This is a genomic window from Ferrimonas marina, assembly GCF_900129905.1.
GTDB lineage: Bacteria > Pseudomonadota > Gammaproteobacteria > Enterobacterales > Shewanellaceae > Ferrimonas > Ferrimonas marina.
Map to the genome: position 1 here is coordinate 441,920 of NZ_FQXG01000002.1, position 12,600 is coordinate 454,519.

The 12,600-nt window shown below is 60.8% G+C and carries 7 protein-coding genes; 3 read left to right on the forward strand and 4 right to left on the reverse strand.

The features are described from left to right. Nucleotides 1-270 precede the first annotated feature (270 nt). Nucleotides 271-1,542, forward strand: a complete 1,272-nt coding sequence (locus BUC04_RS05670) for a right-handed parallel beta-helix repeat-containing protein (protein WP_159437656.1) — start codon at nt 271-273, stop codon at nt 1,540-1,542. A gap of 21 nt (nt 1,543-1,563) precedes the next feature. Here the strand turns inward: BUC04_RS05670 and BUC04_RS05675 are convergent, their stop codons facing one another. The 3 genes from BUC04_RS05675 to BUC04_RS05685 form a co-directional block, all read right to left on the reverse strand. After that, nucleotides 1,564-3,147: a di-heme oxidoredictase family protein gene (locus tag BUC04_RS05675; RefSeq protein WP_067659115.1), complete on the reverse strand. Its 1,584-nt coding sequence runs from the start codon at nt 3,145-3,147 to the stop codon at nt 1,564-1,566. Between the two features lie 66 nt (nt 3,148-3,213). Continuing rightward, nucleotides 3,214-4,362, reverse strand: a complete 1,149-nt coding sequence (locus tag BUC04_RS05680; protein ID WP_067659118.1) for an imelysin family protein — start codon at nt 4,360-4,362, stop codon at nt 3,214-3,216. Between the two features lie 16 nt (nt 4,363-4,378). Further along, on the reverse strand, nt 4,379-5,686 hold the full coding sequence (locus BUC04_RS05685) for a hypothetical protein (protein WP_073325639.1): 1,308 nt from the start codon (nt 5,684-5,686) through the stop codon (nt 4,379-4,381). Nucleotides 5,687-6,299: 613 nt separating this feature from the next. On the opposite strand from BUC04_RS05685, the gene BUC04_RS05690 reads away from it, so the two are divergent. Then, entirely contained in the window at nt 6,300-6,830 is a 531-nt protein-coding gene (locus BUC04_RS05690) for a VF530 family protein (RefSeq protein WP_234977351.1), read from the forward strand. Nucleotides 6,831-6,992: 162 nt separating this feature from the next. Here the strand turns inward: BUC04_RS05690 and purL are convergent, their stop codons facing one another. Then, complete coding sequence (purL, locus tag BUC04_RS05695) at nt 6,993-10,883, reverse strand: phosphoribosylformylglycinamidine synthase (RefSeq protein ID WP_067659388.1); 3,891 nt, start codon at nt 10,881-10,883, stop codon at nt 6,993-6,995. Between the two features lie 170 nt (nt 10,884-11,053). Between purL and mltF the strand changes: the two genes are divergently transcribed. Then, nucleotides 11,054-12,478, forward strand: coding sequence for a membrane-bound lytic murein transglycosylase MltF (gene mltF / locus BUC04_RS05700; protein ID WP_067659124.1), 1,425 nt, complete (start codon nt 11,054-11,056; stop codon nt 12,476-12,478). Nucleotides 12,479-12,600: the final 122 nt, after the last annotated feature.

Below are 12,600 nucleotides of genomic sequence, written 5' to 3' on the forward strand. Positions count from 1 at the left end.
CGTTAGAATGCTTTGAGCAGAGCGAAAACAGTGCCAAAACGGTAAAGGTTAACTATTTCAATCATCTAGCTAACAACATGGGCGAGATAAATAACCCATTCGCATTTTGCAAAGCGCGCTGCAGCCGACCTTCACCTGCTCTTACTAACTGGATACCCCTGAGCCCCTTAGGGCGCTTGGTACGACGGTTGCTTCACCGGTCATTGCTAACTTCGAGGTTCAACAAAAGTGGAGGCGGTGATGACAGCTTGGTTTGCGGCAAAGAGGGGCATGATAGGCCCAGTTTTATTGCTGACCGGTGCAGCCCAGGCCGCGCTGTTGGAGGTGGGAGAGGGTTACGCTTACACGCAGCTGGAGCAGGCGCTGGCCCAAGCGGTAGACGGTGACACCGTCCGCCTGATGGACTCAGGCCCTCACATTGGCGCCTTTCAGATAGGCCAAACCGCACTGGTGCTTGAGGCTTCGCCAACGGCCGCTCCGGTACTGGCCGCGGAACCGGGCAGCAGTGAACCTATCCTGACTCTCACGGGCAACAACATCACGGTGCGGGGTATGACCCTGCACTGCGACAGCCAGCAGGGGGATGGGATCCGGGTGCTGACGGCCGGCCCAGCGGTCAGTCTCAGTCAAAACACCCTGTCTCACTGCGGCTATGGCATTCATCTGATGGCACTGGCCGCAGAGGGGCGCAGCGCAGTAGTGCACGACAATTTGCTGGAGCACAACCGCGATGATATCCGCCTGCACAACGTCACCGGGGTATGGGTACACCACAACCAGGCCCGCTCTGTATCCGGCTCAGGCATCGCCATCGGTATCGATAGCCAGCACAACCTGATCGAGGCAAACCGGGTGTCCGGCTCCGGGCTGGAAGCGGACAAACGCCATGGCATCCAGATCTCAGGCCAGCACAATCGGGTGGTGAATAACCAGGTGCACGACACTACTTGGGGGATCAGTCTGCTGCAGGGCAAACACAATCAAATCCTGGCGAACCGGGTGTGGGACAACCTGCACGAGAACTTCTACCTATCCGACGGCTCGGACTACAACGCGCTGGAGGGCAACATCGAGTCCTTCCGCACCGCCTTTCCCGGCTACGCCATCGGCATCCTGCTGTATGCCTCCAGCGGCAACAATATTCGCAACCACACCAGCGTCGGCGCCCGCCAAGCCCTGGTGCTGGACATCAAACAGGGGCCCAGCCAACACAACCGGGTGGTGGACTCGCTGTTTGTCACCGACACGCTGGAGAGCACCGCGGTGGTGGTGAAAGACAGCGCCAGTCACAACCAGGTACACCATTCAGTGTTCCACGGCTTTGCCCAGTGGCAGCAAGCCGAGGAGGCCTGGCAGGGGCTCAACCTCTATCAAGAAGACCCGCAGTTACTGGCACCGCAAAGCGGTGACTATCACCTCAGTGAAGACAGCTGGGCGCTGTTTGCCGGCGAGGCCGGAGGCCATCTGGGGGCACTGGGCCCCACGGCAAGCCCATCACCGGGAGACTGCCCCGGCCGGCGCAGCGCCCCCACTCCGCCGTAGCGAGAAGCCATTGGGGCCAGCTTAGAGTGATAGGAGAAAAGCCACCACTGCTTGGCGCTGCTCGCGACTCAATTCGACAAAGCCATCCCGACTGGTCTGGGCCTCACCGCCATGCCAGAGAATCGCTTCCTCCAGCGTACAGGCTCGCCCATCATGCAAGAAGCAGGCGGAGGGGTTGACGGTTTTGGTCAGCCCGATCCCCCATAGCGGCCGGGTTTTCCACTCTTGCCCGCTGGCCTGAAAGTCCTGTCGCCCATCGGACAGCCCCTCCCCCATGTCGTGCAATAGCATGTCGGTAAAGGGGTAGATGGTTTGACCCAGCAATCCCTGCGGGGCTGCACGCCCCCCCAGTTCACCCTGGCTGACCGTGGTAAAGCTGGGTTGATGGCAGCCGGTGCAGCCAATCTCATCAAAGTACTGGGCCCCTGAACGCACCTCCTCACTTTGCACATTGCGCCGCCCCGGCACGCCTAGGGTATTGGTGTAGAACACCACATCGTCTGCAAAGATCGCGTCGGCCTCAGGCTGACCATCGAATCCCATCCCGGTGTCCTGATAGTTGGTTCGGGCCAGGTAATCGTCGTGCAGCGGCGTGCCTGCGATGCTTTCCTCAGGGAACAACGGGTTGGTGATGCCGATGTCCCCCCGCAGCGCCCCCAATGATTGAACGCGCACGCTAGGGGTATTGGCCTTCCAGCCAAAGCGGCCCAACGACACCGGTTCCTCTCCCGCCTGCGCCTTAACCGCATCAAACACCCAGTTGGGGCGCCCACTGATGCCGTCGTTGTTGCTGTCCTCCGGATCGGCCAGGGCCAGAATGGCCGACTCGGGGATCAGCTCCAACAGCCCCAGACCAAACACGGGCATGCCGTTGCGCAATCCCGCCTCGACATCGGGCTGTCCAAGCGCACTGGCGGCGATATCGTCGGGCGAATCGTAGGCGTTATCAAACGTGAATTCGGGCCAGTACAACCGCACCTCGGTACCATCTGGGTAGGTGAACAGCTCGCTTTGCCAAGCCAGCCAAAGATCGGCCTGGCCAATAAAATTGTTCTCCTGCCAGTCCGGCCTGGCACGAAGTACACCGCGATGAAACATCTGGGTACCAAAGCCGGGAACCGGTTGTGGCGCACAATACCCGTTATCCTGGCTCGGAGTCTCACAGGGCGGCGCCGAGATGCTGATGCGGGCGAAGATCCCCGCATCTGAGCCCAGCCGTACCGGCTGCTCGCTACGTTGGGTAGACGGGCGGCCATCTCGCTGATGACAGGCATTGCAGTTGGTGTTGTTGAACACCGGGCCGACCCCATCGAGCTCGGGGTGCGCGGTATTAGGGGCCGTGGTGAAGCTGGTTTCAAAGGCCAAATCACCGGCGAGGTGCTGGGCCAATTCGGTCTCGGTAAGGTTAGGGGCTGGGGTCGAGAAGCCGTGGCCCGAGTGACTGGCGTCCGACACCGTGGTGTCGCCGCCTAGGGCGACGACATCGATGTAATCCTGATAAAAACCGCCCGGAGGCGTCACTCTGCTGTCTTCGTCGCCGCTGCCACATCCTGAGGCCAGCAACAAGCCAGCCACCATTGCGCCATAAGGGCTCACTCTCGTCATTGCTCACTCCTTGCAATCTCAGCGTCGCCACTGGCTCGGCCCCTGATGGGGCCGAGCGTCCGGTCTTCAACCATTCCATTCGCTTAGTAGCGGCAAGAGATCGGATTCCAGAGAAGATTGCAGGGTAGTCAAGGCGTCCACGGCGCTCTGCACCCGGGCGCGACCGGCCTCGTCGAGGATGGCTTGGCGGAACGGCATGTCGTTCTCACCGGCGATGGCCAGAATGGCGTCAACGGCAGCCTGGATCTCGCCATCGATTCGATCGGCCAGATCAGCGTCGGCGGCTCGAACCCAATCATCCAGCCCCGGCTGATCACTCTGGCCCACACCTTCGCCCCGGTAGACGGTCTGCACCCCAATGATGTTATCGGAAAAGTCCAGCAAGGAGTTCCAGCTGTACTGGGACTCGACCAATGAGGTATCCGCCAGCTCCAGGCTGGCACCGAAGGGATCAGCAATCTTGCCGTTGCCCACCTCATCGACAATCCCGATCAGGCCATTCACCAGCTCCTCCACCACGGCCAGGTTGGCGCTGTAAAAGTTGTTGCCCGGCTCCTTCAGGGCCTCAGCATAGCTTTCACCTCCGTCATAGGAGAGGGTCCACGCCTGCACCAACTGGGAGCTGTAGTCCATCGCCACCAGGGCTAAGGAGACCAGGTATTCCCTCTCTTGGGAGGTCATCGCCTCAATCGATTTTTGATTGTTGTCGACACCGTCCCCAAACAGCAGGTACTCCATGGTGTGAAAGCCCTGCACGTCATCGTTCCAGGTCTTGATCATCTCTGGATCAAAGCCCGAGTTGTTGGCCAATTGGGCCTGCAGATCAACGGTGTTCAGAGGCCAGGTATCCAGGTGTGGATCGATGCTCAAGGCGTCGATGGGGCCAAAGATGTGGGCTTCACCCCGCTCCCAAGGCTGTCGTGCCGCCTTCCAGGCGTTTTGCGCCGCTAGCAGGTTCTCCGCCGTGGGGTCGTTGCGCAGGTTGTCCGCTGCCAGATGCAGATCGGTCATGCCCTGCTCCAAATTGGCGTAACCCGCGACAATGACCGTGTCGGTCAGACTGGCGATCATCTCAGTGGCATCATAATCAAACCCGGTGTTCGCAGGCGGGGTGACTGGGGCTGGCGTATCACTATCGTCATCACTGGAGCCGCCACAGGCCCCCAGCGTCATAGCAAGGAGGATGGCAGCGGTGAGGGGTCTTACTGAGGTCATAAGGAGCTCCTTGGGGTTAGAGTTCAAATTGGTAACCGAGGCTCAGGGCCACGAAATTGCTGTCGGGGATGTTGTCCTGAGCCACCTGTTCTCGGCCAAACTCGGACTTGAAGATAAGTTGGGGAAGTGGTTGGTAGTTGAGACCCAGGCTCAGCCAATCTCGGTCGAATCGGGCCGTACCGGTACCGCTTTGTGTGGCTTTGACTGGATTGCTATGTTCGTAGTTGGCGTGCAACACCCAGCTCGACTGCCAGCCAAACCACTTGCCCAGATCTGTGCCCGCTTCGACAAACCAAGCTTCAGATTCGCTGCCGACCTGGGCAAAGTTGCCTGGAGTCAGGCCCGGAGTAGTTTTGTTTGCCAGGGTGATGGCATCGGCATCTTCCAACTCGCCATAGAGGTATTGTGCACGCAGGATCCAGGGGCCCTGTACGTAGGCCGCGTGCAGATCGAGGATCATCAAGGCCCCGTCAACATCGAGCTTGTTCGCCTTGTGCCGGTTTCCGCTGGTGTTGCCGAAATACACGGATGCCCCCACCGCACTGCCTGACTTCAGGTCGCCCCAATCCAGATTTAGGACAATCGCAGGGTCATCGGCGTTGACGGTTTCAAATCGTCGCTGGTGGCCAGTACTGACCCAACCGTAGCTGCGGAAATACTCAGAGTTGAGGCCGGTGATCAGCTGGGCCTGGTAGTGAAGTTGGTCCCAAGCACCGAATACCCCGACGCCGGTTTCGTGCCATACAGCCGGGATCATGCTCTCAACCGAGCGATGTCGGCTCGCTGTCAGGTAATCGGTAGGCTTATGCAGGGCGGTGGTCATACCCACTGGCACATGGATACGCCCAAGCTTGAAATTGACCAGGGCAGACGGCGTGTATTCAACTTGCGCCTTTTCGATGATGATCTCGCCGCCGGCCTCAACCTCGGACTCAAACTCACCAAACTCCTCAAAGCCGTCGTACTCCAGGGTGGCTCCCGTGCCCCCGTGCTCGTACTCGATCTCCACTTCCACTTTCCAATGCTCGTTGAAGCGGTAACCAAACTCCGTCACCACACGTTCCAGATCGGCCAAGGTGCGACGGTTGCCTTCGGTATCCTGGGTATTTTGGTAGATCACCGCGTTGCGCAAAGCGACACTGCCGTAGGAAGAGAACTCGAAGCCAGCCAGGCTTGACTCCCGCTCATTGACCGACTCCGCTTTAAGCGCTTCGATCGTCTTTTGCTGTTGACTAAGCAGGCGTTCAAGGGCCTCTAGCCGAGCGTCTGAACCACTGGCGGAGGCTGCCAACGCCCACGCCACCGAACCGATCAGCAATCTCATCATCCATTCCTTTGTAAAGTTTCGGATCGGATGTTAATGAGAATGATTAGTCTTTGCAATACTGTTCGCACTAATATTGAGACAGATCAAACCGCGCCGCCGGAAGCCCGGTTGCCATTGCTTTTCCAGCGGCAAGCCGCACGGCCCTTGGCTCGCAGGCGAAAGACGCATGAGTGGCAAGCTTGCGATGGGCTGTGGTTATCAGCCTGGGTTCGCCGCGCCCAACCGTTTCAAACTGTCAAATGCTGGCGTGTGCCACCGCTGGGTGGCCCTCAATTTTGGATAGGAGCGTAAGATTCATCGGTAACCGCGGTAGCCAAAAGATAGGCGAGCGGGTAAATAGGCATAAAGCGGCTTGCCCGGTTCCTGTTAGAGACTTCCCAGACCTACTACGGTGCTTATACGCAGGTAATGCCGGTTCAAATCTGCGCGGGTGATTGCCACATTCATGCCCTAAATCAACCGCACACCGATCGGCAAGGCGCTGCTAACTGCTGAAAAAAAGCAGCAAACAGGGCAGAAACCTGACCCTTGCCCAGTGTCGAGCCGACCTCGGGTGATCAACACCATGTCCCTGACCCACTTTCAGAATTACAATAAGGGCTGACTTCCCATGATGGCCGATGAAATGACGGACAAGATAAACTACCAAAACAATCCATTACACGGCCTCAGCCTGAAGGATTTGGTGACGCAACTGGTTGAACAGTATGGCTTTGAGTTGCTGTATGCCTATCTCAACCTCAACTGTTTTCGAAAGCTCCCCACCGTGGATTCCAGTGTCAAGTTTCTTAAGAAAACCGAATGGGCCCGGCACAAGATCGAGAACTTCTACCTCTACACCTATAAGAACCTGCCCCGCCCCTCTTCTGAGCAATATGCCCTCCCGCCACGGGATCGCATCGTGCCGGATCACCACCAGCCTGGCGAGCCCAAAGAGCTGAGCTTTGCGGACGCGAAACTTCAGCGCCAGAAGCGTGAGGAGAAAGCCGCTGAGCATCGAAAGCATGGCGGTCAGCAACGCGGTTCAGGCAATCGCTCTAATGCGTCACGCAACACCTATTCCCACGGCAAGTCCTCCAATGACAGACGCGAGAAAGCCAAGCCCTCCTCTTCGGATGATCCCTGGGCTGCCTGGCGCTAAACCAGACCAAAGCGCATCCAGCCGGTGCGTCACTTGACCTGCAACCACAAAAAAACGCGCTTCCCTCATACGAGAGAAGCGCGTTTTCTATAGTGGAGCAAGTGCTTGCAGCCCTTGCTCCTGCTAGTCCCTAGGCTCTTTGCTAGAACCTAGAACCTGCTATCAACCCAGCTTCACGCGGGCGGCGCGGAACATCCGCATCCACGGGGAGTCCTCGCCCCAGGCATCCGGGTGCCAGGAGTTGGACACGGTGCGGAACACCCGCTCCGGGTGCGGCATCATGATGGTGGCGCGACCGTCGGTGGTGGTCAGGCCGGTGATGCCCGCCGGGGAGCCGTTCGGGTTGGCCGGGTAGGCGGTGGCGATCTGACCGCGGTGGTTCAGGTAGCGCAGCGCCACGGTGCCGGAGGCATCGGCGGCCTTGAAGGCGTCCAGGTTGGCGAACTCGGCACGACCTTCACCGTGGGATACGGCGATGGGCATGATGGAGCCGGCCATCTCACCCAGGAAGGCAGACGGTGATGCCTGAACCTCGACCAGGGAGAAGCGCGCCTCGAAGCGCTCGGAGCGGTTGCGCACAAAGTGCGGCCAGTGCTCGGTGCCCGGGATGATCTCCTTGAGGTTGGAGAGCATCTGACAGCCGTTACACACACCCAGGGACAGGGTGTTGTCACGCTCGAAGAAGGCCTGGAACTGGTCACGGGCACGGGGGTTGAACAGGATGGACTTGGCCCAGCCCTCACCGGCACCCAGTACGTCACCGTAGGAGAAGCCACCACAGGCCACCAGGGTCTGGAACTGCTCCAGGGTCAGGCGACCCTCGAGGATGTCAGACATGTGCACGTCCACCGCCTCGAAGCCGGCACGGTCGAACGCCGCCGCCATCTCCACGTGGGAGTTGACGCCCTGCTCACGCAGAATGGCCACCTTGGGCGCGCTGCCCTTGGCGATGTACGGCGCAGCGATGTCTTCGCTCGGGTCGAAGGTCAGCTGGGTGAACAGGCCCGGGTCTTCCGCGTCCTGCTTGGCGGCGTGCTCCTCTTGGGCGCACTCCGGGTTGTCACGCAGCGACTGCATCTGGAAGGTGGTCTCACCCCAGATGGTGCGCAGCTCGGTGCGGGATTCCTGAACCAGCACGGCATCACCCTGACGGATGGTGACGGTGTCTTCGTTGCTCAAGCCGCCGATGGCGTGGCAGTGGTCGGTCAGACCGTTGGCCGCCAGGATGGCGTCCACCTCAGCGCGGTCGTCCTTGCGGATCTGCACCACGGCACCCAGCTCTTCGTTGAACAGCAGGGCCAGGGCGTCATCACCCAGACCGGCCAGGTCAACATCGATGCCCTGCTTACCGGCAAAGGCCATCTCCGCCAGGGTCACCAGCAGACCGCCGTCGCCCTTGTCGTGGTAAGCAATCAGCTTTTGCTCAGCAGACAGCTGCTGGATGGCATGCCAGAAGCCCTTGAGCAGCTGGGCGTTGTCTACGTCCGGCGCTTGGTTACCCAGCTGGTTGTACACCTGGGCCAAGGCGGAGCCACCCAGACGCTGCTGGCCAGCACCCAGGTCGATGAACAGCAGTTCGGAGTCGCCCAGGTCGTTGCGCAGCTGCGGGGTGACGGTGTTGCGTACGTCCTCGACCCGGCCAAAGGCGGTGATCACCAGCGACATCGGCGCGGTCACAGCCTTCTGCTCGCCGTCCTGCTCCCAGGCGGTCTTCATGGACATGGAGTCCTTGCCCACCGGGATGGTAATACCCAGGGTCGGACACAGCTCCTCACCCACCGCTTTCACCGCCTCGTACAGACCGGCGTCTTCACCGGGGTGACCGGCGGCAGACATCCAGTTGGCGGACAGCTTAACGTGCTTGAGGGCACCGACGTGGGCAGAGGCCAGGTTGGTCAGGGCTTCACCCACCGCCATGCGGGCGGAGGCACCAAAGTTGATCAGCGCCAGCGGGGTACGCTCACCCATCGCCATCGCTTCACCGTGGTAGGAATCCAGGGTGGCGGTGGTCACAGCGGCGTTGGCCACCGGTACCTGCCAGGGGCCGACCATCTGGTCGCGGGCCACCATGCCGGTTACCGAGCGGTCACCGATGGTGATCAGGAAGGTCTTCTCGGCCACGGCCGGCAGACGCAAGACACGACGGATGGCGTCTTGAACGCTGACACCGCTCATGTCCAGCGCAGGCGCCGCACACTCGGTGGACTTGACGTCACGGTGCATCTTCGGCGCTTTGCCCAGCAGCACGTCCATCGGCATGTCGATGGGGGTGTTGTCGAAGTGGCTATCTTCCAGGGTCAGGTGACGCTCTTCGGTGGCTTCACCGATCACCGCGTAGGGGGCGCGCTCACGCTGACAGATGGCATCGAAGGTAGCCAGGTTTTCCGGGGCCACCGCCATCACGTAACGCTCCTGCGATTCGTTACACCACAGCTCCAGCGGGCTCATGCCCGGCTCGTCGGACAGCACGTCGCGCAGCTGGAAACGGCCGCCACGGCCACCGTCATCCACCAGCTCCGGCATGGCGTTGGACAGACCGCCGGCACCCACGTCGTGGATAAAGGCGATGGGGTTGTCATCGCCCATCTGCCAGCAGCGATCGATCACCTCCTGACAGCGACGCTCGATCTCCGGGTTGTCCCGCTGTACCGAGGCGAAGTCCAGATCCTCAGAGGATTGACCGGAGGCCACGGAGGAGGCTGCGCCGCCACCCAGGCCGATGTTCATCGCCGGGCCGCCCAGTACGATCAGCTTGGCGCCGACCGGGATTTCACCTTTCTGCACGTGGTCTTCGCGGATGTTACCGAAGCCACCGGCCAGCATGATCGGCTTGTGGTAGCCACGCACCTCAGAGCCGTTAAAGCTTTGTACTTCCTGCTCGTAGGTACGGAAGTAGCCGTTCAGAGCCGGACGACCGAACTCGTTGTTGAACGCGGCGCCGCCCAGAGGGCCTTCCACCATGATATCCAGCGGGGTAACGATGCGATCCGGCTTGCCGTACTCCTTCTCCCAGGGCTGCTCGAAGCCAGGGATCTTCAGGTTGGAGACGGTGAAACCGGTCAGGCCGGCCTTGGGCTTGGAGCCACGGCCGGTGGCACCCTCATCGCGGATCTCACCGCCGGAGCCGGTGGCGGCACCCGGGTAGGGGGAGATGGCGGTGGGGTGGTTGTGGGTTTCCACCTTCATCAGGATGTGTACCGGCTCCTGGTGGTAGCGGTAGGTGCCATCCTGATCGGGGAAGAAGCGGCCGCCTTCGGAGCCAGTCATCACTGCCGCGTTGTCTTTGTACGCGGACAGGGTCTCTTCCGGGGTCACCTCAAAGGTGTTCTTGATCATCTTGAACAGCGACTTGGGCTGCTGCTCGCCGTCGATGGTCCAATCAGCGTTGAAGATCTTGTGACGACAGTGCTCGGAGTTCGCCTGGGCGAACATGTACAGCTCGATGTCGTTCGGGTTGCGACCCAACTTGGTGAAGTTCTCCACCAGGTAATCGATCTCGTCTTCCGCCAGGGCCAGGCCCAGCTTAACGTTGGCCTGGGCCAGGGCGTCACGACCGCCACCGAGGATGTCCACACTGGTGAACGGCTTGGGCTCGGAGGCCTCAAACAGCACCTTGGCATCGTCGAAGGTGGGCAGAACCGCCTCCACCATGCGATCGTGGATCAGACCCAGCAGCACCTTCTGCTGCTCCTCGCTCAGCTCGCCATCCAGCTTGATGTACCAAGCCAGGCCGCGCTCCAGCCGGATCACCTCGTTCAGACCACAGTTGTGGGCGATGTCGGTGGCCTTGGAGGCCCAGGGGGAGATGGTGCCAGGACGCGGAACCACCAGCAGCAGCTTGCCTTCCGGTGCGTGCTCTTCCATACGCGGACCGTAGGTCAGGATCTTGGCCAGTTGATCAGCGTGTTGCTCGGAAAGGGGCGCGGAGAGGTGGGCGAAATGGTAGTGTTCAGCGTAGAGGTCGGAGACGGGCAGGTTGGCGTCACGGCAAGCTTCTAGTAGCTTAGTAACCCGAAACGCGGACAATGCCGGCGCGCCGCGAAGGATCTCAATCACGTCGATTCACCTTGTTCAGTTGGATGCAGGGTTTTTGTATTCAGCCGTTGCCACGCCCAAGCCGTTTCGGCCCGGTCCGGCACGACCGTTTTTTAAGGTGGCGGTATTATAGGGAAAAGCAGGATGCAACGCACCCTTGTTAAAGGGGGAGTTGAGGGAGGATCAGGATGATCTTGGCCACAACACGAAGAATATTCCGTCGTCTGTGCCGCAGCATGCGCGCACCGCTGCTGCTGTGCCTGCCCCTGACCGGCTGCCTTGAGTTTGTTGAGCCGCCCCAAGCCACCACCCCGAGCCTGCCAAACCCACTGCTGATCGGCACCCTCACCGGCCCTACTACCTACCAAAGCCGAGGCCAGGGCCCGGAAGGGTTCGACTACGAGGTGGCGATGCAGTTTGGCCAGTATCTCGGGGTGGAAACCGCGGTAGTGCCCTACTCCGACCTGGCCGCCCTGTTTGAGGCGATGGAGAGCGGTGAGATCCACCTGATGGCCGCGGGATTGAACCGCACCCCGGAGCGGGCCCAGCGCTGGCACTTTGGCCCGCCGCTCTACCAGGTGGAGACCCAGCTGATCTACCGGGTGGGCCAGCGTCGCCCCAAGGATCTGGCCAGCCTCGATGGCACCTTGCGGGTAGTGAAGGGCTCCAGTCGCACCGAACTGCTGCGTCGGGCCCAGCAAACCCTGCCCAACCTGCAGTGGCAGGAGACCGACGAGTTCGACGACGCCGAGCTGCTGGCCCAGGTGGCCGAGGGCAGCCTGGATTACACCCTGGTGGATAACCGGGTGCTGGCGCTGTACCAGCGACGTCATCCGGAGCTGCGTACTGCCTTCAACCTGGGTCAGCCCTTGCCGGTGGCCTGGGCCCTGCCCCATCGCAACGACGGTTTGCTGCTCAGTGCCCTGCTGGAGTTCTGGGACAGCGAGCTGACCGGCGGTCGGCTGGCGCGGCTGGAGGAGAAATACTTTGGCCACGTCGAGCGGTTTGATTACGTCGATACCCGGGCCTTCATTCGTGCGGTAGAGAAAACCCTGCCGCGCTACCAGCAGCTGTTCCAGCGCCACGCCGGGGAGCTGGACTGGCGCAAACTGGCGGCGGTGAGCTACCAGGAGTCTCACTGGGATCCGCTGGCCCGCTCCCCCACCGGGGTACGGGGGATGATGATGCTGACCGAGTCCACTGCCCGGCGGATGGGGATCCGCAACCGGCTGGATGCCGAGCAGAGCATCCAGGGCGGCAGCGGCTACCTGCAGCAGCTGATCACCCGCCTGCCCCCTAATATCCCGGAGGATGAAGCGATCTGGTTTGCCCTGGCGGCCTACAACATCGGTTTAGGCCACCTGGAGGACGCCCGGGTGATCACCCAGCGCCATGGCTTCGACCCCAACAGCTGGCGCGACGTGAAGAAACATCTGCCGCTGCTGCGCCAACGTAAGCACTACGAGCGGACCAAGTACGGCTTCGCCCGGGGGGATGAGGCGGCACACTACGTCGAGAACATTCGCCGTTACTACGACACCCTGTTGTGGATCGACAGCCAGACGGTGGCGGAGCACAGTGAGGGCGATCCCGAACAGGACAATCGGTTTTAGTCCAACCTCGCACAAGTCGCCTTGTATGCTGGCAGGATCACCTTTTCTTTATCGTTTAATCAGGGGGTTGCGCTTGACAGTGTGATGCCCAGTGGCAAGGATAAGGGAACGATAAGGAGGCG

Coding starts and splice junctions, on each gene's coding strand:
- BUC04_RS05670 (WP_159437656.1), top strand. CDS start 271: ATGATAGGCCCAGTTTTATTGCTGACCGGTGCAGCCCAGGCCGCGCTG.
- BUC04_RS05675 (WP_067659115.1), bottom strand. CDS start 3,147: ATGACGAGAGTGAGCCCTTATGGCGCAATGGTGGCTGGCTTGTTGCTG.
- BUC04_RS05680 (WP_067659118.1), bottom strand. CDS start 4,362: ATGACCTCAGTAAGACCCCTCACCGCTGCCATCCTCCTTGCTATGACG.
- BUC04_RS05685 (WP_073325639.1), bottom strand. CDS start 5,686: ATGAGATTGCTGATCGGTTCGGTGGCGTGGGCGTTGGCAGCCTCCGCC.
- BUC04_RS05690 (WP_234977351.1), top strand. CDS start 6,300: ATGATGGCCGATGAAATGACGGACAAGATAAACTACCAAAACAATCCA.
- mltF (WP_067659124.1), top strand. CDS start 11,054: ATGATCTTGGCCACAACACGAAGAATATTCCGTCGTCTGTGCCGCAGC.